Source organism: Burkholderia sp. Bp9031 (assembly GCF_003857965.1).
Lineage (GTDB): Bacteria > Pseudomonadota > Gammaproteobacteria > Burkholderiales > Burkholderiaceae > Burkholderia > Burkholderia ambifaria_A.
On sequence record NZ_QTPW01000019.1, the window covers coordinates 111,149 to 130,380 of the forward strand.

The window sequence follows — 19,232 nt, forward strand, 5'->3', positions numbered from 1 at the left end:
CGGGTCGCTGTTACTGCGCGCGCCGTTCCAGCACCGCGGCGAAGAAGCCGTCGGTCGCATGGCGGTGCGGCCAGAGCGACAGGTAGTCACCGGTCTCGATTTCGATGCGCTGGTCGGCCAGCACCTTCTGCGCGGGCACCAGCACGAAGTCCGGATGGTCGGCCAGGAACTGCTCGACGATCGCCTCGTTCTCCGCGTCGAGCACGCTGCAGGTCGCGTACACGAGCCGGCCGCCCTTCTTCACGAGACGCGCGGCGCTCGCGAGGATCGACGCCTGCTTCGGCGTGAGTTCCTCGATCGACGTGCGCGTCTGGCGCCACTTGAGGTCGGGGTTGCGGCGCAGCGTGCCGAGGCCACTGCACGGGGCGTCGACCAGCACGCGATCGATCTTGCCGGCAAGCCGCTTGATCTTCGCATCGTGCTCGCTGTCGATCAGCACCGGGTTCACGTTCGACAGCCCGCTGCGCGCAAGGCGCGGCTTCAGTTTCGTGAGTCGCTTCTCCGATACGTCGAACGCATACAGGCGCCCGGTCGAGCGCATCATCGCGCCGAGCGCGAGCGTCTTGCCGCCTGCGCCCGCGCAGAAATCGACGACCATCTCGCCGCGGCGCGGCGCGACCAGTGAGCACAGCAGCTGGCTGCCCTCGTCCTGCACTTCGATCTGACCCTCCTCGAACAGCTTCAGGCGCGTGAGCGCCGGCTTGCCGACGACGCGCACGCCTTGCGGCGCGAACGGCGTCTCGCCCGCATCGATCCCGTTCGCGCGCAGCGCGTCGATCACCTGGTCGCGCGTCGCCTTCTGCGCGTTGGCGCGCAGGTCAAGCGGCGCCGGGTAGTTCAGCGCGGCGGCGAGCTGCGCGAGTTCCTCGGCGTCGAAGCGGGCCGACAGCGCCTGGTAGATCCAGTCCGGCAGGTTGGTGCGCACGCGCACCGGCAGGCTCGCCGGATCGATCTTCGACACGTGCTCGAGCCACGCGGCCTCGGTGTCGGATACGAACGGCTTCAGCGCATTGCGGCCGAGCGTCTGCATCAGGCCGAGCAGCGTCAGGCGCCGCGCGGGGCTGCCCGTGCCGCTCTCGGCGAGGTGCGAAAACTCCATCTTCCGGCGCAGCACCGCGAACACCGCCTCGGCGATCACGCCGCGCTCGGCGTGGCCGAGCTTCGGGTGCGCGCGGAAGAACCGGCTCGTCGTCGCGTCCGCGGGGCCGGTGAACTTCAGCACCTCGGCCAGCAGGGTCTCGGTCTGGCCAATCAGGAATCCGTGCAGCTTCATACGCCCTCGCTCTTTTCGGTATGCGGTTGATCCGCGAAAATCCAGCGCGCCTCTTCCGGCGCCACCACTGCCCGGCCGTTCTCGAGGCGCAGGCGCCCCTCGACGAACCAACGCACCGCACGCGGATACAGCACGTGCTCGACCGTCAGCACGCGCTGCGCGAGCGCCGCCGCGTCGTCGCCCGCACGCACGGGCACGGCGCCCTGCGCGACGATCGCGCCGCTGTCGAGTTCGGGAATCACGAAATGCACGCTCGCGCCATGCAGCGCGACGCCGGCATCCAGCGCCTGCTGGTGCGTGTGGATGCCCTTGAAGCTCGGCAGCAGCGACGGGTGGATGTTCAGCAGCCGGCCCTCATATCGTCTGACGAAATCGGGCGTGAGGATGCGCATGAAGCCGGCGAGCACGACGAGATCGGGCGCGAAGCGGTCGATCTCGGCGGCGAGCGCCGCATCGAAGCTGTCGCGGCCGTCAAACGACCGATGGTCGACCACCGCGGTCGCCACCCCGTGCGACGCGGCAAAAGCCAGGCCGGCCGCGTCGGGCCGGTTGGCGATCACGGCGGCGACCTCGGCCGGCCAGCGTTCCTGCGCGCACGCGCGGACGATGGCCTCCATGTTGCTGCCGCGACCGGAAATCAGGATCACGAGTTTTTTCATCCGCGAATTTTACCATTCGCCCCCGCGTTTCCCCCCTTCTCGGCCGCCGGGCCGCCCGAACGTTTATAATCTTCTGCTTTGCGGCATCCCACCGCCCATTCCCCGACGCTGCATCCGCTATCGTGAAAGTCTTCCGCGGCCTGCCCAACGCCGAGAGCCGCGCGCCGTGCGCGCTGACGATCGGCAACTTCGACGGTGTCCATCGCGGCCACCAGGCACTGCTCGCGCGCGTGCGCGCGGCAGCGGACGCGCGCGGCCTGCCCGTGTGCGTGATGACCTTCGAGCCGCACCCGCGCGAATTCTTCAATCCGGCCGGCGCGCCGCCGCGCATCGCGATGCTGCGCGACAAGCTGGAAGCGCTGCGCGACCACGGGGTCGACCGCGTCGTCGTCGAGCACTTCAACCACACGTTCGCGAGCCAGTCGCCGCAGGCGTTCGTCGAGCGCACGCTGGTCGGCGGGCTGCACACGCGCTGGATGATGGTCGGTGACGATTTCTGCTACGGCGCGAAGCGCGCAGGCACCTTCGACACGCTGAAGGCGGCCGGCAAGCAGTACGGCTTCGAGGTCGAGCAGATGGGCACGGTCGCCGGCAGCGATGGCACGCGCATCTCGAGTTCGGGCGTACGCGCCGCGCTCGCCGCGGGCGATCTCGATGCGGCCGCGCAGGCGCTCGGCCACGGCTACGCGATCAGCGGCCACGTCGCGCACGGGCTGAAACTCGGCCGCGACCTCGGCTTCCCGACCCTGAACCTGCCGATCGCGCACAAGCGGCCGGCGCTCGCGGGCATCTTCGTCGTGCAGGTGCACGGCCTGGGCCCCGCCCCGCTGCCGGGCGTCGCGAGCCTCGGGCTGCGCCCGACCGTCGACGATTCCGGCCGCGTGCTGCTCGAAGTCCACCTGCTCGACTGGCACGGCGACGCGTACGGCAAGCTCATCCGCGTCGAATTCCTGAAGAAGCTGCGCGACGAAGCGAAGTTCGACGATCTCGAGGCGCTGTCGCGCGCGATCGCGCTGGACGTCGCGAATGCGCGCGCGTACTTCGTCGAGCGCGACCACGCGCCGGGCAGCCGCGCGACCGGCTTCTCGACATCGGCGACCGACCGAATTAGCTGATCCGGACGGCGGCGCCTGGCGCCGCACCCTCGCGCCGCCCACTCGCGCGCATCCCCGATTCACGACGCACGAGCGTCCCCCGATTTAGATAGCGATCCCATCATGAGCAACAAGAAAGCCGATTCGAAACCGCAGGCCAAGTATCCGGTCAACCTGCTCGACACGCCGTTCCCGATGCGCGGCGACCTGCCCAAGCGCGAGCCGCAGTGGGTCAAGGAATGGGAAGAGCGCGGCATCTACGAGAAGATCCGCGCGGCCAGCGCAGGCCGGCCGAAGTTCATCCTGCACGACGGCCCGCCGTATGCGAACGGTGACATCCACCTCGGCCACGCGGTCAACAAGATCCTGAAGGACATCGTCGTCAAGTCGCGCAACATGGCCGGCTTCGACGCGCCGTACGTGCCCGGCTGGGATTGCCACGGGATGCCGATCGAGATCCAGATCGAGAAGCAGTTCGGCAAGTCGCTGCCGGCGGCCGAAGTGATGAGCAAGGCGCGCGCGTACGCCACCGAGCAGATCGAAAAGCAGAAGGTCGGCTTCAAGCGCCTCGGCGTGCTCGGTGACTGGGCGAATCCGTACAAGACGATGAACTTCGTCAACGAGGCGGAAGAGATCCGCGCGCTCGGCAAGATCATCGAGAAGGGCTACGTATATCGCGGGCTGAAGCCGGTGAACTGGTGCTTCGACTGCGGCTCGGCGCTCGCCGAGGCGGAAGTCGAGTACAAGGACCGCACCGACCCGACGATCGACGTGATGTTCGCGTTCGCCGAACCGGAAAGGACCGCGCAGGCGTTCGGCCTGCCGACGCTGCCGCGCGCCGAGGGCGGCATTGTGATCTGGACCACCACGCCGTGGACGATCCCCGCCAACCAGGCGCTGAACCTCCATCCGGAAATCGTCTATGCGCTGGTCGACACCGAGCGCGGGCTGCTGATCATCGCGGAAGAGCGCGTCGAAGCCTGCATGGCCGACTTCAAGCTGACCGGCCGCGTCGTCGCGACCGCGCCCGGCGTGAAGCTCGCGAACCTGCGCTTCCACCACCCGCTCGCGCCGGCCCACCCCGGCTACAAGCGCACCGCGCCCGTGTACCTCGGCGACTACGTGACGACCGACACGGGTACCGGCGTCGTGCACTCGTCGCCTGCTTACGGTATCGAAGACTTCCAGTCGTGCAAGGCGCACGGGATGACCGATTCGGACTTCATCAACCCGGTGATGGGCGATGGCCGCTACATCGAATCGCTACCGCTGTTCGGCGGCCTGTCGATCTGGGACGCGAACCCGAAGATCGTCGACGCGCTGAACGCCGCCGGCTCGCTGTTGCGCAGCGAGAAGTACACGCACAGCTACATGCACTGCTGGCGCCACAAGACGCCGATCATCTACCGCGCGACGTCGCAGTGGTTCGCCGGCATGGACGTGACGCCGCGCGACGGCGGCAAGACGCTGCGCGAAACGGCACTCGAAGGCGTCGACGCGACCGCGTTCTACCCGTCGTGGGGCAAGCAGCGCCTGTTCAGCATGATCGCGAACCGTCCCGACTGGACGCTGTCGCGCCAGCGCCAGTGGGGCGTGCCGATGGCGTTCTTCGTGCACAAGGAAACCGGCGAGCTGCATCCGCGCACGCTCGAGCTGCTCGAGGAAGTCGCGAAGCGCGTCGAGCAGTCGGGCATCGAGGCGTGGCAGTCGCTCGACCCGCGCGAGCTGATCGGCGACGACGCGAACATGTACGAAAAGAACCGCGATACGCTCGACGTGTGGTTCGACTCGGGCACGACGCACTGGCACGTGCTGCGCGGCTCGCACAAGGATCAGCTGCAGTTCCCGGCCGACCTGTACCTGGAAGGTTCGGACCAGCACCGCGGCTGGTTCCACTCGTCGTTGCTGACGGCGTCGATGATCGACGGCCGCGCGCCGTACAAGGGCCTGCTCACGCACGGCTTCACGGTCGACGGCGAAGGCCGCAAGATGAGCAAGTCGCTCGGCAACGGCGTCGACCCGCATGAGGTCGCGAACCGCCTCGGCGCGGAAATCATCCGCCTTTGGATCGCGTCGACCGACTATTCGGGCGAGCTCGCGATCTCCGAGGAAATCCTGAAGCGCGTGACGGAAGGCTATCGCCGCATCCGCAACACGCTGCGCTTCCTGCTCGCGAACCTGTCGGACTTCGACTTCGCGCAGCACGCGGTGCCGGTTGAAGAATGGCTGGAGATCGACCGCTATGCGGTCGCGTTCTCGCAGCAACTGCAAACGGAACTGCTCGGCCACTACGAGAAGTATGAATTCCACCCGGTCGTCGCAAAGCTGCAGACGTACTGCTCGGAAGATCTCGGCGGCTTCTACCTCGACGTGCTGAAGGACCGCCTGTACACCAGCGCGGCCGATTCGCGCGCACGCCGCTCTGCGCAGACGGCGCTGTACCACCTGACGCACGGCCTGCTGCGTGTGCTCGCGCCGTTCCTGTCGTTCACCGCGGAAGAGGCGTGGAAGGTGTTCCAGCCGGCCAGCGACACGATCTTCACGGAAACGTACTACGCGTATCCGGAAGTCGCCGGCTCGGCCGCGCTGATCGAGAAGTGGGCGTTGCTGCGCGACGTGCGCGGCAACGTGACGAAGGCGCTCGAGGAAGCACGCACCGCGAACCGCATCGGCTCGTCGCTGCAGGCCGAAGTGGCCGTGCATGCGAGCGGCGCGCGCTACGACGCGCTCACGAGCCTCGGCGAAGACCTGAAGTTCGTGCTGATCACGTCGGCGGCGACGGTCGTGAAGGTCGACGACGAAGCGCAGGAAAGCGTCGACGTCGCGGCGTCGAAGTACCAGAAGTGCGAACGCTGCTGGCACTACCGCGAGGACGTCGGCGCGCATGCCGATCATCCGACGCTGTGCGGCCGCTGCTTCTCGAACCTGTTTGAAAACGGCGAAATCCGGAGCGCTGCTTGAATATGGCGAAAACTGTGTCGAAGCCGGCCAGCGGCGCGCTCGCGCCCTGGCTCGGCATTTCGCTGATCGTGATCCTGTTCGACCAGTTGTCGAAGATCGCGATCCTGAAAACGTTCGCGTACGGCGCGCAGCATGCGCTGATCTCGTTCTTCAACCTCGTGCTGGTGTACAACCGCGGCGCCGCGTTCGGCTTCCTGTCGACCGCAGGCGGCTGGCAGCGCTGGGCGTTCACCGCGCTCGGCATCGGCGCGACGCTCGTGATCTGCTTCCTGCTGAAGCGTCACGGCCAGCAGCGGCTGTTCAGCCTGTCGCTCGCGCTAATCCTCGGCGGCGCGCTCGGCAACGTGATCGACCGGCTGATCTACGGTCACGTGATCGACTTTCTCGATTTCCACCTCGGCGCCTGGCACTTCCCGGCGTTCAATCTCGCCGATTCCGCGATCACGGTCGGCGCGGTGCTGCTGATCTACGACGAACTGCGTCGCGTGCGCGGCTCGCGCTGAGCGCGCATACTCGGTGTCGACGGCCGGCTTCTCGCCGGCCGTTCCGTTTGACCCCTGGAGACCTGAGTTGGCACACGCAGAACTCGCTGGAAAACACCTCGTTCTCGGCCTGACGGGCGGCATCGCCTGCTACAAGATCGCCGAGCTCACCCGGCTGCTGACGAAGGCAGGCGCGACCGTGCAGGTCGCGATGACCGAAGCCGCCACGCAGTTCATCACGCCCGTCACGATGCAGGCATTGTCCGGCCGGCCCGTCTACACGAGCCAGTGGGACACGCGCATCGACAACAACATGGCGCACATCGACCTGTCGCGCGAAGCCGACGCGATCGTGATCGCGCCCGCGTCGACGGATTTCCTCGCGAAGCTCGCACACGGGTTCGCGGACGACCTGCTGTCGACGCTGTGCGTCGCGCGCGACTGTCCGCTGCTCGTCGTGCCCGCGATGAACCGGCAGATGTGGCAGAACCCGGCCACGCAACGCAATGCCGCGCAACTGCGCGCCGACGGCGTGTCGGTGCTCGGCCCCGATTCGGGCGCGCAGGCCTGCGGCGAAGTCGGCGACGGTCGCATGCTCGAACCCGAGGCGATCTATGAAGCGATCGTCGCGCACTTCGCGCCGAAGGTGCTCGCGCACCGACGCGTCTTGATCACGGCCGGCCCGACGTTCGAGCCGCTCGATCCGGTGCGCGGCCTGACGAACCGCTCGAGCGGCAAGATGGGCTTCGCGCTTGCGCGCGCCGCGCAGCAGGCCGGCGCGGACGTGCACCTCGTCGCGGGGCCGGTCGCACTCGACACGCCGTGGGGCGTGTACCGCCAGGACGTGCAGACTGCCCAGCAGATGTACGACGCGGTCATGCAGGCGGTATCCGACGCGGACATCTTCATCGCGGTGGCCGCGGTCGCCGACTGGCGCGTCGACCAGCCCGCCGAGCACAAGATGAAGAAGGCGGCCGACCGCAAGATGCCGGCGCTCGCGTTCGTCGAAAACCCGGACATCCTCGCGTCGGTCGCGGCACTGCCCGATCCGCCGTTCTGCGTCGGCTTCGCGGCCGAAAGTGGCGACCTCGACGTGCACGGCGACGAGAAGCGCAAGCGCAAGAACGTGCCGCTCCTGGTCGGCAACCTCGGCCCGCTGACGTTCGGCCGCGACGACAACGAAGTCGTGCTGTTCGAGGCAGCCGGCCTCACACGCCTGCCGCGCGCGCCGAAGGACGAGCTCGCGCACGCGCTCGTCGCCGAAATCGCGAAGCGCCTGCCCGACAACCGCCTGATCTGATCCCCTGCGCGGCGGCACGCGCCGCCGCGCCCTTCCCGACCGATTCGACGACCGCATGAAACTCGACCTGAAGATTCTCGACGCGCGCATGCGCGACTACCTGCCCGCCTACGCCACCACTGGCAGCGCGGGCCTCGACCTGCGCGCGTGCCTCGACGCCCCTGTCACGCTGCAGCCAGGCGAAACGATGCTGGTGCCGACCGGCCTCGCGATCCATCTCGCGGATCCCGGCTACGCGGCGCTGATCCTGCCGCGCTCGGGCCTCGGCCACAAGCACGGGATCGTGCTCGGCAACCTCGTCGGCCTGATCGACTCCGACTACCAGGGCCAGCTGATGGTGTCGACGTGGAACCGCGGCCAGACCGAGTTCGTGCTGAACCCGTTCGAGCGGCTCGCGCAACTCGTGATCGTGCCGGTCGTGCAGGCGCAGTTCAACATCGTCGACGACTTCGCGCAGAGCGATCGCGGCGAGGGCGGCTTCGGCAGCACCGGCCGTCACTGAACGGCGCAATACAAAAAGGGGCCTCACGGCCCCTTTCCTTTTTAGGCTTCCGGTCACCGATCGGCCGTCTGCACGATCCGCGCGGGCACCAGCTCGCGTCGCCGCGCCTGCGCAACGCCGGCGTAGACCACCATCGCGACCAGCACCCCCAGCAGCACCGCCGACGAGCCGACCGTGCCGAGCGCGAGTCCGCCCTTGTCGACCGGCTTCGTCAGCAGGTCGCCGACCGTCGCCCCGAACGGGCGCGTGAGCACGAACGCGGCCCAGAACAGCAGCACGCCCGAGATCCGCGTGAAATAGTGCGCCAGCACGATCACCGCGAGCAACCCGCCGATCAGCAGCGCGCCGCGGCCGAAGCCTAGGCCCGAGCTGTCCGCGAGGAAATCGCCGAGCGCGGTGCCGAGCGTGTTCGAGAACAGGATCGCGATCCAGTACAGCAGCTCGACCTTGCGCGTGCGGATCAGGTCGACCGACAGCGATTCGCCACTCAGGCGCCACACCGCGAAGATCGCCAGCAGGATCGCGACCAGGATAGACGCGCCGGCCGCATAGCCGAGGCCGAGCGTGCGGTCCATGAAATCGGACATCGTCGTGCCGGCCGTACTGGTCGCAACGATCACGGCCCAGTAGATGGCCGGGCGATAGCCGGTCGTCCTGAGCTGCGCACCGAGCGTGACGAGAAAGAAACCGAACAGCAGGATCGAGCTCACCGCGTAGCCGACGTTCAGCGTCATCGATAGCAGGTCGCCGCCGGTTTCGCCGAGCGTCGTCGCGCAGATCTTCATGATCCAGAATGCGAGCGTGATCTGAGGAAGCTTGTTCATTCGAACCCCTTTTGCAGATGGCGACGGGCTGGCGTGCGCCAACCCGTATCGCGGACAGGTTCGAATGTAGCCGCCGCCGGCTTAACGGAACCTTAGCGGCCTTGCACCGCGTCGCCGCGCGCTTGCGCACGGCGCGCGCTCATGCGTCAACGCGCGTGCTGGTGCCGGTAGTGCAGCGCGTACGCGAGCGTCAGCAGCACGGCAAACACGACGCCGACCACCATCGTCATCCGGAATTCGCGCGTGAACGCGGTCGTGAGCAGAATCGCGCCGACGAGCCCCGCACCGAGCAGGCTGCCGAACGGGTGTCCCCACATCCGGAAGGCGAGCGCCGGGCCGCGATATCGCGCGCGAAAGCGCAGGTGCGTGACGAAGATCATCAGCCACGTGAACAGCGCGCCGAACATCGCGATCGCCATCATCACGGTGAATGCCGTGTCGGGCGACAGCGCGACCAGCACGGTCGCGACCGCGACGCCGCTCGTCGAGATCCACAGCGCCGCACGCGGTACGCCGTTGTTGCCGAGCCGGCCGAACACCGCCGGCGCGAGCCGCGCGCGCGACAGGCTGAACATCATCCGCGTCGTCACGTAGAGCTGGCTGTTCATCGCCGACAGCGCCGCGATCAGCAGCACGAAGTTGATCACGCCGGCCGCATACGGCACGTGCGTCGCGGCCATCACCTTCACGAACGGGCTTTCGTCCGTGCCGGCCTGCGTCCAGGGCACGATCGCGAGCATCAGCGACAGCGTCAGCAGGTAGAACAGCACGAGCCGGAACACCGTCGAGCGGAATGCACGCGTGACCGCGTGCTGCGGATCGCGCGCTTCGCCCGCCGCGATCGCGACCGCCTCGATACTCATGTAGCTGAAGATCGCGACGATCACCGCGACCCAGGTACCCCACGGCCCCTTCGGCATGAAGCCGCCGTGCGCGGTGTAGTTCGCGAAGCCGATGCCCGAAGCCGGCGGTGCCGACCACACGAGATACGCGCCGAGCACGATGAACACGACGATCGCCGCGATCTTCAACAGCGAGAACGCATATTCGACCGAACCGTACAGCGTGACGCTCGCGAGGTTCACCGCGATCAGCAGCGCGGAAAAGCCAATCACCCAGTACCAGCCGGGTACGGCCGGGAACCAGTACTTCATGAACACAGCGATCGCGCTGATCTCGGTGCCGATCGCGAACACGACGGCGAACCAGTACGCATAGCGCACGAGAAAGCCCGCGAGCGGGCCGACGTAGTGCTCGGCATACGCGCCGAACGAACCGGCCGTCGGATGCGCGACCGTCATTTCCGCAAGCGCGCCCATCAGCAGCAGCGCGATCAGCGCGCCGATCGCATACGAGACCAGCACGCTCGGGCCCGCGAGCCCGATCGCGAACCCGCTGCCGAGGAACAGCCCCGTGCCGATCGCGCCGCCGATCGCGATCATCGCCATCTGCCCCGACGTCAGCGCATGGCGCAAACCCTGTTCGCGCGCGACGATGCTGTCGAACGACCGTTGTTGTTGTGTCACTGCGTTGCTACTCCCCTGCACCACCATTGCGCCACCGGCGCCAGATAAAACGAAACGGCGCGGAGAACTTCCCGCGCCGTTCGCATGAACAACGAATTATCGCTTACTCGACTTCGACCGTCTCTTCGTTCGGCTTGTGCGGCGGATTCGCCAGCTTGTCGAACGACAACTGCACCTTGTCGTTTTCGTCGACGTCGACCGTCACATGCCCGCCGTTGACGAGCTTGCCGAACAGCAGTTCGTCGGCCAGCGCTCGGCGGATCGTGTCCTGGATCAGCCGCTGCATCGGCCGCGCCCCCATCAGCGGGTCGAAGCCGTGCTTCGCGAGATGCTTGCGCAACGCGTCGGTAAAGAGCGCGTCGACCTTCTTCTCGTGCAGCTGCTCCTCGAGCTGGATCAGGAACTTGTCGACCACGCGCATGATGATTTCCTCATCGAGCGAGCGGAAGCTGATGATCGAATCCAGGCGGTTGCGGAACTCCGGCGTGAACAGGCGCTTGATGTCGGTCATCTCGTCGCCCGTCTCGCGGCGCGTCGTGAAGCCGATCGTCGCCTTCTGCATCGACTCGGCGCCCGCGTTCGTCGTCATGATGATGATGACGTTGCGGAAATCCGCCTTGCGGCCGTTGTTGTCGGTCAGCGTGCCGTGATCCATCACCTGCAGCAGCACGTTGAAGATGTCCGGGTGCGCCTTCTCGATTTCGTCCAGCAGCAGCACGCAATGCGGCTTCTTCGTGACGGCTTCAGTCAGGAGGCCGCCCTGGTCGAACCCGACGTAGCCCGGCGGCGCGCCGATCAGGCGGCTCACCGCGTGACGCTCCATGTATTCCGACATGTCGAAGCGGATCAGCTCGATACCGAGCGTGAACGCGAGCTGGCGCGCCACTTCGGTCTTGCCGACGCCCGTCGGGCCGGAGAACAGGAACGCGCCGATCGGCTTGTCCATCTTGCCGAGGCCCGCGCGCGCCATCTTGATCGATGCGGCGAGCGCGTCGATGGCCGGATCCTGGCCGAACACGACGCTCTTCAGGTCGCGATCGAGCGTCTGCAGCTTGCTGCGATCGTCCTGCGACACGCTCTGCGCCGGCACGCGCGCGATCTTCGAGATGATTTCCTCGATCTCGCTCTTGCCGATCGTCTTTTTCTGCTTCGACTTCGGCAGGATGCGCTGCGCGGCGCCGGCTTCGTCGATCACGTCGATCGCCTTGTCCGGCAAATGACGGTCGGTGATGAAGCGCGCCGACAGTTCGGCCGCGGCCGACAGAGCGCCCGACGAATACTTGACGCCGTGATGCTCCTCGAAGCGCGACTTCAGCCCGCGCAGGATCGCGACCGTCTGCTCGACCGTCGGCTCCGTCACGTCGACCTTCTGGAAGCGCCGTGACAGGGCCGCATCCTTCTCGAAGATGCCGCGATACTCGGTGAACGTGGTCGCGCCGATGCACTTGAGCGTGCCCGACGACAGCGCCGGCTTCAGCAGGTTCGACGCGTCGAGCGTGCCGCCCGATGCGGCGCCCGCGCCGATCAGCGTATGGATCTCGTCGATGAACAGGATCGCATGCGGACGCTCCTTCAGTTCCTTCAGCACCGTCTTCAGCCGCTGCTCGAAGTCGCCGCGATACTTGGTGCCCGCAAGCAGCGCGCCCATGTCGAGCGAATACACCTGTGCGTTGGCGAGGATGTCCGGCACTTCGCCGCGCGTGATGCGATAGGCGAGGCCTTCCGCGATCGCGGTCTTGCCGACACCGGCTTCACCGACGAGCAGCGGATTGTTCTTGCGGCGGCGGCACAGCACCTGCACGACGCGCTCGACCTCCGGCTCGCGCCCGATCAGCGGATCGATGCGGCCATCCTTCGCCATCTGGTTCAGGTTCTGCGTGAACTGTGCGAGCGGGGTTTCCTTCTGCGCGTTCGCGTCCTCGCTTTCCGCATTCGCGTCGGTCGACTTCGCGGCTTCGCCGCCGTTCGTCTTCGCGATGCCGTGCGAAATGAAGTTCACGACGTCCAGGCGCGTGACGCCCTGCTGCTGCAGGTAATAGACGGCATGCGAATCCTTCTCGCCGAAGATCGCGACCAGCACGTTCGCGCCGGTGACTTCCTTCTTGCCGTTCGACGTCGACTGGACGTGCATGATCGCGCGCTGGATCACGCGCTGGAAACCGAGCGTCGGCTGGGTATCGACATCGTCGGTGCCCGGGACGGTAGGTGTGTTGTCGTGGATGAAATTGCGCAGGTTCTGACGCAAGTCCTCGATGTTGGCCGCACACGCGCGCAACACCTCGGCTGCCGTCGGATTATCCAGCAGGGCCAGCAGCAGATGCTCGACCGTAATGAACTCATGGCGCGCCTGGCGTGCTTCCATGAACGCCATGTGCAGGCTGACTTCCAATTCCTGGGCAATCATGCTTCCTCCATCACGCACTGCAGCGGATGCCCGGCCTGCCGCGCATGGGTAACGACTTGCTCAACCTTGGTCGACGCGATGTCCCGCGTATAGACCCCACAAACCCCTCGCCCTTCGCGATGGACCTTCAGCATGATCTGCGTGGCCGTCTCGCGATCCTTCTTGAAATACTCCTGTACGACCATCACGACGAACTCCATCGGCGTGAAGTCGTCGTTCAGCAGCACCACCTTGTACATCGAAGGCGGCTTGAGCTTCTGCTGCTTGCGTTCCAGGACGGTGCTGTCCTGCTTGTCCGGGATAATCGCCATACACCCATTCTAAACAACTCGGACAGGCCCGCAATCCTGCCATTACCCGACCGACCGGCCGGCGCCCTCCCTGGTTCCCGACGACGCGCGATCGTCTTCGTGCCATACGAAAGCCGGCTGCGGTGCCGGCTTTCACGCATGGCGCGGAACACGAACCGTCAGGGGGAAACTGCACCGGACCGTCGCATCCGCATCCAGTATCCCACAAGCCGGGACGACTCGATCGCGTGTCACTCGAGCCTGGTATATGAGCTGATTATGCGACTTTTCAAGTCCACGCGCTCGGCGGCATGCTGCAAAGCAAAGCCGGAAAAACCCTGAAAATGGGTTCTTTACAACGGCCCTCTAACCGTCTAAAAATTCCACTTGACACTCAAATAAAGAGCGCCAACAATCAAGCTGGCACTTTTTTCAATTTGCCGCTTGGCGAAATGAAAGAGGCCGAAGGTGAGCTTGTGAGGGGGGAACGGCTGTATTTTTCCGGTCGTTTAGCTTTTCGAGCGTGCTCGTGGTAAGTAGCAGCGACTGTGTGACAGGGGAAGTAGGAAAATGGCAACTGGTATCGTTAAGTGGTTCAACGACGCGAAGGGCTTCGGTTTCATCACTCCCGACGAGGGCGGTGAAGATCTGTTTGCGCACTTCTCGGCCATCAACATGCAGGGCTTCAAGACCCTGAAGGAAGGCCAGAAGGTGAGCTTCGAGGTCGTTCAAGGGCCGAAGGGCAAGCAAGCGTCGAACATCCAGGCCGCGTAAGGCACCGGATATCGGACGAAGAAACCCGGCATTGCGCCGGGTTTCTTTTTTTCAGGCCGGCCACTCGTTAATTCGATTGGCCGGCCTTTTCGTTCAATCCCGATAATTGAACACACATTGTCTTGTTTCAAGCGCAGATCGAATGCCGTCATACGCGTGAAACATATTCGATACTCGTTACACGATCTTCAGCGTGCCCATCATGCCGAGATCCTCGTGTTCGAGAATATGGCAATGAAACATGCGCTCGCCGGGCATGTCTTGCGTGACGAGGATCGTCACGGTCTCGCCGCTGCGCACGTTCACGGTATCGCGCCACGCGCGGAACGGTTCGCTCGTGCGCGTGCCGTCGGATGCGCGCTCGATCACCTGGAATTGCGTGCCGTGCAAATGGAACGGGTGATCCATGTCAGTGGGGTTGCGGATCGTCCAGCGCTCGATGTCGCCGCGGCGGCTCGTCAACGTCGCACGGTGCGGCGCATAGGCCGCGCCGTTGATCGTGAAGCGCATCCCGGCCGGACGGCCATGCGCCGGGCCGTTCATCATCGCGTCCATGTCCATCTCTTCGCCGAACGCGACTTCCTTGTGCGCGACCGGTTCGCCGAGCGCCGGCACGGCGCGCAGCGTCGCCGGCAGCGCACGGGCGGCGGCCGGTGCGAACGCGACGTCGGCCAACGGTAGCGTCGGATCGGGCGGCAGGCTGGCGTGGCCGTCGTCGTGCGACATCGCCATCTTGCGGCGGTCATATTCGGCCGCCTGCAGCACGGCGCGCGACGCGCGCTCGCCGGCGCGCACCAGCAATTCCGCCCGCTCGCCCGGCGCGAGCAGCAGCGACGTCACGCGGCGCGGCGCCTCTAACAGCCCGCCGTCCGTGCCGACCTGCTCGAACGCGCGGCCGTCGTCGAACGCCACACGCAGGTAGCGTGCGCTGCACGCGTTCCACACGCGCCAGCGCTCGTCACTCGCGACGTCGATCCGCGGCCGGCGCGCACCGTTGACCAGCACGAACTGGCCTTCGCGGCCGTTCATCCAGTCCATCATGTCGTTCGGCGCAATCGTGCCGTCGCGCGCAAGCTTCAGGTCGGACACGAACAGGTTGCGCTCGGGCCAGCCGGCAAGCGGATCGTCGGCGGCACGCACCACGAACGGGCCCGCCAGCCCGCGGAACACCTGCTCGGCCGTCATCATGTGCGGATGCGGGTGATACCAGTAGGTGCCGGCACTCCCCTTCGGCAGCGTGAAGCGGTACACACGCGACGCGCCCGGCGCGACGGGGTCGGACGGGTTACCGTCCTGGTCGGGCGGCACCGGCAGGCCGTGCCAGTGGATCGTCGACGGTTGCGGCAGCTTGTTCACGAAGCGGATTTCGACCGTGTCGCCCTCGCGTACATCGATCAGCGGGCCGATCACCGGCCCCTGCGTGCCCGTGCCGAACTGCCAGAACATCGTCGGACGCGCCCTGTGCAGCATCGGACGTGCGACTGGCTGCGCGACCAGCGTCGTTCGGAACGTGCCGGGCTCGCGGCTTTCGTTCGCAAGCGTGCGCAGCGACGCGAGCGGCGCGCCGGCCGGCAGCGCATCGGCCGCCGCGAGCGCGGCCGGCGCCGGCTTCGCGTGCTGCGCGTGGCCCGCCATCCCTGACATGCCCGGCATGTCATCCATCTGATCCATGCCTGCCATGCCCGCGTGTCCGGCATGCTGCGCCCAGGCGGTGCGCGCAAACAGCGATGCGGCCGCGACACCGATGGCGTGCGACAGGAAGGTTCTCCGTATCATCAATCGTTCCTCGTTATTCGTGCTGCGTCGCGCGGCCGTCGCGACACCCGCGCCGGCCAGTGCGGAAGCGTCCGTGCGCGACGCAAAACCTCAGGCCCGCGTCATCATAACCGCAGCCCACGACCGAAGCGCCGCGGCACCGCGCAAGCGGCGATACGCCGCAGTACGCGGCCGCGCCCGACGATCCGGGCACCGTTCGCGCGGCGCTTTCGACCATCGCCCGACGCCGCGACGCCCCGGCTCCATTTACGCCAACCGCCCCGGTCGGCGGCCTTCGCCGCCCGCTTTCTCCACGCCCGATCGAGGCAATTCGCACCAGTTGTTCATCCCGGCAGCCGCACGCCCCGCGCCTTCGACGCATGAACCCGTCAATTTTTCACGATGCGGAACAAGTCTCTGCGTTATAAAAATTCGTGGTGCACGGCACAAATTCGCCGTTTCGCGATGCCAAAAATCGTTCCACAATATAAAATTGTGCAAATAAATAATTGTTTTTAAACACAAATTTTTCTTTCTAGAAAGCACTCTACGCGCACCATCGGCTGCGGCCGCGGACGTAGACTTTGTTCCATGCACTGACGCTTCGCCACGACGTTCGATACGGAACCCGGCGCAGGCAACCAGTCGGGCCACAGCCGGAGGAGCCGGCGGGCGGCACAACAGAATCGCTTGTAATCAGAAAGGGAGAACGGAAATGAAGGGATTTCGCTTTGGTTCAGCGCTCGGGTCGTTCTACATCCTGCCGGGTAACGGCGGCTGGGAAGCGACGTTCGGCAACGCTCTGCTCGGCGCGTTCTCGTGCCCGGAAGTGGCGGCCGACCACATCTCCCGCGGCGACTGCGAGCAGCCGTCCGAGCTGGATACGGCCACGCTCGAAGTGCCGCACGAAATCGCCGAATGGGAAATCGTTCACGTCTGAATGGCACGCCTGCAACGAAAAACGCCCCGGGCGACCGGGGCGTTTTCATGTTCGGCGGAACGGCGAGCCGCAACGCCCGCCGCGTCGGCTGATGCCGCCGCCGTGGCGCGCGCGTTGGCGCGGCCGGCGTCAGGCGACTGCGTCGACGATGCCGTTCAGCGTTGCGCTCGGGCGCATCGCCTGGCTCGTCAGCTCGACGTTCGGACGGTAGTAGCCGCCGATCGCCTGCGCATTGCCCTGCGCGGCCGACAGTTCTTCCAGGATGCGCGCTTCGCTGTCGGACAGCGACTTCGCGACGCCTTCGAACTGCGCCTTCAGCGGGGCATCGTCGGTCTGCTCGGCCAGCGCCTGCGCCCAGTACAGGCACAGGTAGAAGTGGCTGCCGCGGTTGTCGAGGCCGCCGACCTTGCGTGCGGGCGACTTGTTCTCGTCCAGGAACTTGCCGGTCGCCTGGTCGAGCGTCTTCGCGAGCACGAGCGCCTTCGGGTTCTGGTATGCGTTGCCGAGGTGTTCGAGCGACGCGGCCAGTGCAAGGAATTCGCCGAGCGAATCCCAGCGCAGGAAGCCTTCCTCGACGAACTGCTGCACGTGCTTCGGTGCCGAGCCGCCCGCGCCCGTTTCGAACATCCCGCCGCCGGCCATCAGCGGCACGATCGACAGCATCTTCGCGCTGGTGCCGAGTTCCATGATCGGGAACAGGTCGGTCAGGTAGTCGCGCAGCACGTTGCCCGTGACCGAGATCGTGTCCTTGCCCGCACGGATGCGCTCGAGCGAGAAGCGCGTCGCGTCGACCGGCGTCATCACGCGGATGTCGAGGCCGTTCGTGTCGTGATCCTTCAGGTAGCGTTCGACCTTCGCGATGATCTGCGCGTCGTGCGCACGTGCCGGGTCGAGCCAGAACACGGCCGGCGCGCCGGTCGCGCGAGCGCGGTTCACCGCGAGCTTGACCCAGTCCTGCACCGGCGCGTCCTTCGTCTGGCACATGCGCCAGATGTCGCCCGACTCGACCGCGTGCTCGAGCAGCACGTTGCCGGCTTCGTCGGTGACGCGCACGACGCCGTCTGCCGGGATCAGGAACGTCTTGTCGTGCGAACCGTATTCTTCAGCCGCCTGCGCCATCAGGCCGACGTTCGGCACGCTACCCATCGTGACCGGATCGAATGCGCCGTGCTGCTTGCAGTCCTCGATCACGGCCTGGTAGACACCGGCGTAGCAGCGGTCCGGAATCACGGCCTTCGCGTCGTACAGCTGGCCGTCCGGGCCCCACATGCCGCCCGAATCGCGGATCATCGCCGGCATCGATGCGTCGACGATCACGTCGCTCGGCACGTGCAGGTTCGTGATGCCCTTGTCGGAGTTGACCATCGCGAGGCGCGGGCGCACGGCATATTCGGCCTTGACGTCGGCTTCGATCGCTTCGCGTGTGTCGGCCGGCAGGTCCTTCAGGCGCGCGTACAGGTCGCCGATCCCGTTGTTCGGGTTGAAGCCGGCCTGTACCAGCACGTCCGCGTGTTTCGCGAGCGCGTCGCGGTAGAACACCGACACGAAGTGACCGAACAGGATCGGGTCGGAGACCTTCATCATGGTCGCCTTCAGGTGCACCGAGAACAGCACGTCCTGCGCCTTCGCGTCGGCGATCTGCGCTTCGATGAAGCTACGCAGCGCCTTGCGGCTCATCACCGAAGCGTCGATCACTTCACCGACCTTCACGGCCGTCTTTTCCTTCAGCACCTTCTTCGCGCCGTCGGTCGTCGTGAGTTCGATCTTCACGCTGCCGGCATCGGCGATCAGCGCCGACTTCTCGCTGCCGTAGAAGTCGCCTTCGCTCATGTGCGCAACGTGCGACTTCGACGTGGCCTTCCACGCGCCCATCTTGTGCGGATGCTTGCGTGCATAGTTCTTGACCGACAGCGGCGCGCGGCGGTCGGAGTTGCCTTCGCGCAGCACCGGGTTCACCGCGCTGCCCTTGATCTTGTCGTAGCGGGCCTTGACCGCCTTCTCTTCGTCCGTCGACGGATCTTCCGGGTAGGCCGGCAGCTTGTAGCCCTGCGCCTGCAGTTCGGCGATCGCGGCCTTGAGCTGCGGCACCGATGCGCTGATGTTCGGCAGCTTGATGATGTTCGCTTCCGGCTTCAGCGTGAGCTGGCCCAGTTCGGCCAGATCGTCGGAACCCTTCTGCTCCTGCGGCAGGACGTCGGCAAATGCCGCGATGATGCGGCCGGCGAGCGAGATGTCGCGCGTTTCGACGGCGACGCCGGACGAGCGCGTGAAGGCCTTGACGATCGGCAGCAGCGAATAGGTCGCGAGCGCGGGCGCTTCGTCGGTGAGGGTGTAGATGATCTTGGGCGAAGTGGACATGGTCGATGCGTTGCTACGTGAAAATTTGGACTGAGAAGCGCCGGCGGTAACCGGCGGGGAGCGACCGGGTCGGTCGCGAAAGGGGCGCGC

General features: G+C 66.1%; 16 protein-coding genes. 8 read left to right on the forward strand and 8 right to left on the reverse strand.

Annotation, left to right across the window (positions count from 1 at the left end):
- Window positions 1-10: 10 nt before the first annotated feature.
- A complete protein-coding gene (locus DIE15_RS23345) occupies window positions 11-1,273 on the reverse strand; it encodes an RsmB/NOP family class I SAM-dependent RNA methyltransferase (protein ID WP_057926073.1) in 1,263 nt (420 codons plus the stop codon).
- The gene (gene purN / locus DIE15_RS23350; protein WP_057926074.1) at window positions 1,270-1,932 is read right to left on the reverse strand and encodes a phosphoribosylglycinamide formyltransferase; all 663 of its coding nucleotides are present in this window, start codon (window positions 1,930-1,932) and stop codon (window positions 1,270-1,272) included. The genes DIE15_RS23345 and purN overlap by 4 nt, the downstream gene beginning before the upstream one ends.
- Window positions 1,933-2,054: 122 nt before the next feature.
- On the opposite strand from purN, the gene DIE15_RS23355 reads away from it, so the two are divergent.
- The 5 genes from DIE15_RS23355 to dut all read left to right on the forward strand — a co-directional run bounded on the left by DIE15_RS23355 (window position 2,055) and on the right by dut (window position 8,271).
- Entirely contained in the window at window positions 2,055-3,047 is a 993-nt protein-coding gene (locus DIE15_RS23355; protein WP_057926075.1) for a bifunctional riboflavin kinase/FAD synthetase, read from the forward strand.
- Between the two features lie 102 nt (window positions 3,048-3,149).
- Window positions 3,150-5,987 (forward strand): isoleucine--tRNA ligase, encoded by a 2,838-nt coding sequence (gene ileS / locus DIE15_RS23360; RefSeq protein ID WP_124834456.1) that lies wholly within the window; start codon window positions 3,150-3,152, stop codon window positions 5,985-5,987.
- Window positions 5,988-5,989: 2 nt separating this feature from the next.
- Window positions 5,990-6,490, forward strand: coding sequence for a signal peptidase II (gene lspA / locus DIE15_RS23365; protein WP_124834457.1), 501 nt, complete (start codon window positions 5,990-5,992; stop codon window positions 6,488-6,490).
- Between the two features lie 67 nt (window positions 6,491-6,557).
- Entirely contained in the window at window positions 6,558-7,769 is a 1,212-nt protein-coding gene (gene coaBC, locus DIE15_RS23370; protein ID WP_057926078.1) for a bifunctional phosphopantothenoylcysteine decarboxylase/phosphopantothenate--cysteine ligase CoaBC, read from the forward strand.
- A gap of 55 nt (window positions 7,770-7,824) precedes the next feature.
- On the forward strand, window positions 7,825-8,271 hold the full coding sequence (dut, locus tag DIE15_RS23375) for a dUTP diphosphatase (protein ID WP_124834458.1): 447 nt from the start codon (window positions 7,825-7,827) through the stop codon (window positions 8,269-8,271).
- 53 nt (window positions 8,272-8,324) lie between these two features.
- On the opposite strand, the gene DIE15_RS23380 is transcribed toward dut, so the two are convergent.
- From DIE15_RS23380 to clpS, 4 genes are all read right to left on the reverse strand, one after another.
- Window positions 8,325-9,095 (reverse strand): hypothetical protein, encoded by a 771-nt coding sequence (locus DIE15_RS23380; RefSeq protein WP_124834459.1) that lies wholly within the window; start codon window positions 9,093-9,095, stop codon window positions 8,325-8,327.
- A 146-nt stretch (window positions 9,096-9,241) separates the two neighbouring features.
- Window positions 9,242-10,621, reverse strand: a complete 1,380-nt coding sequence (locus DIE15_RS23385) for an amino acid permease (protein WP_057926214.1) — start codon at window positions 10,619-10,621, stop codon at window positions 9,242-9,244.
- 103 nt (window positions 10,622-10,724) lie between these two features.
- The gene (gene clpA / locus DIE15_RS23390; RefSeq protein ID WP_057926081.1) at window positions 10,725-13,025 is read right to left on the reverse strand and encodes an ATP-dependent Clp protease ATP-binding subunit ClpA; all 2,301 of its coding nucleotides are present in this window, start codon (window positions 13,023-13,025) and stop codon (window positions 10,725-10,727) included.
- On the reverse strand, window positions 13,022-13,336 hold the full coding sequence (clpS, locus tag DIE15_RS23395; RefSeq protein WP_006398529.1) for an ATP-dependent Clp protease adapter ClpS: 315 nt from the start codon (window positions 13,334-13,336) through the stop codon (window positions 13,022-13,024). Before clpS ends, clpA begins: the two co-directional genes overlap by 4 nt.
- A 290-nt stretch (window positions 13,337-13,626) precedes the next feature.
- Here clpS and DIE15_RS37120 point away from each other — a divergent pair, with 290 nt between their 5' ends.
- Together DIE15_RS37120 and DIE15_RS23400 are read left to right on the forward strand one after the other, a co-directional pair.
- Window positions 13,627-13,851 (forward strand): hypothetical protein, encoded by a 225-nt coding sequence (locus tag DIE15_RS37120; protein WP_160327445.1) that lies wholly within the window; start codon window positions 13,627-13,629, stop codon window positions 13,849-13,851.
- Between the two features lie 34 nt (window positions 13,852-13,885).
- Window positions 13,886-14,089, forward strand: coding sequence for a cold-shock protein (locus DIE15_RS23400; RefSeq protein ID WP_004196460.1), 204 nt, complete (start codon window positions 13,886-13,888; stop codon window positions 14,087-14,089).
- Window positions 14,090-14,266: 177 nt separating this feature from the next.
- Here DIE15_RS23400 and DIE15_RS23405 read toward each other — a convergent pair whose 3' ends face one another.
- A complete protein-coding gene (locus tag DIE15_RS23405; RefSeq protein ID WP_124834460.1) occupies window positions 14,267-15,865 on the reverse strand; it encodes a multicopper oxidase family protein in 1,599 nt (532 codons plus the stop codon).
- 694 nt (window positions 15,866-16,559) lie between these two features.
- Between DIE15_RS23405 and DIE15_RS23410 the strand changes: the two genes are divergently transcribed.
- Window positions 16,560-16,784 carry a hypothetical protein gene (locus DIE15_RS23410; RefSeq protein ID WP_043190017.1) on the forward strand — a complete coding sequence of 75 codons (225 nt, stop codon included), beginning with the start codon at window positions 16,560-16,562 and terminating at the stop codon, window positions 16,782-16,784.
- Between the two features lie 129 nt (window positions 16,785-16,913).
- Here the strand turns inward: DIE15_RS23410 and DIE15_RS23415 are convergent, their stop codons facing one another.
- Window positions 16,914-19,142 carry an NADP-dependent isocitrate dehydrogenase gene (locus DIE15_RS23415; RefSeq protein WP_124834461.1) on the reverse strand — a complete coding sequence of 743 codons (2,229 nt, stop codon included), beginning with the start codon at window positions 19,140-19,142 and terminating at the stop codon, window positions 16,914-16,916.
- Window positions 19,143-19,232: the final 90 nt, after the last annotated feature.

What these genes read in the sequence shown, in the direction of transcription:
- purN (WP_057926074.1), bottom strand. Translation starts at nt 1,932, where the DNA reads ATGAAAAAACTCGTGATCCTGATTTCCGGTCGCGGCAGCAACATGGAG.
- clpA (WP_057926081.1), bottom strand. Translation starts at nt 13,025, where the DNA reads ATGATTGCCCAGGAATTGGAAGTCAGCCTGCACATGGCGTTCATGGAA.
- lspA (WP_124834457.1), top strand. Translation starts at nt 5,990, where the DNA reads ATGGCGAAAACTGTGTCGAAGCCGGCCAGCGGCGCGCTCGCGCCCTGG.
- DIE15_RS23345 (WP_057926073.1), bottom strand. Translation starts at nt 1,273, where the DNA reads ATGAAGCTGCACGGATTCCTGATTGGCCAGACCGAGACCCTGCTGGCC.
- DIE15_RS23415 (WP_124834461.1), bottom strand. Translation starts at nt 19,142, where the DNA reads ATGTCCACTTCGCCCAAGATCATCTACACCCTCACCGACGAAGCGCCC.
- DIE15_RS23380 (WP_124834459.1), bottom strand. Translation starts at nt 9,095, where the DNA reads ATGAACAAGCTTCCTCAGATCACGCTCGCATTCTGGATCATGAAGATC.
- DIE15_RS37120 (WP_160327445.1), top strand. Translation starts at nt 13,627, where the DNA reads ATGCTGCAAAGCAAAGCCGGAAAAACCCTGAAAATGGGTTCTTTACAA.
- clpS (WP_006398529.1), bottom strand. Translation starts at nt 13,336, where the DNA reads ATGGCGATTATCCCGGACAAGCAGGACAGCACCGTCCTGGAACGCAAG.
- DIE15_RS23410 (WP_043190017.1), top strand. Translation starts at nt 16,560, where the DNA reads ATGAAGGGATTTCGCTTTGGTTCAGCGCTCGGGTCGTTCTACATCCTG.
- dut (WP_124834458.1), top strand. Translation starts at nt 7,825, where the DNA reads ATGAAACTCGACCTGAAGATTCTCGACGCGCGCATGCGCGACTACCTG.
- DIE15_RS23400 (WP_004196460.1), top strand. Translation starts at nt 13,886, where the DNA reads ATGGCAACTGGTATCGTTAAGTGGTTCAACGACGCGAAGGGCTTCGGT.
- ileS (WP_124834456.1), top strand. Translation starts at nt 3,150, where the DNA reads ATGAGCAACAAGAAAGCCGATTCGAAACCGCAGGCCAAGTATCCGGTC.
- DIE15_RS23405 (WP_124834460.1), bottom strand. Translation starts at nt 15,865, where the DNA reads ATGATACGGAGAACCTTCCTGTCGCACGCCATCGGTGTCGCGGCCGCA.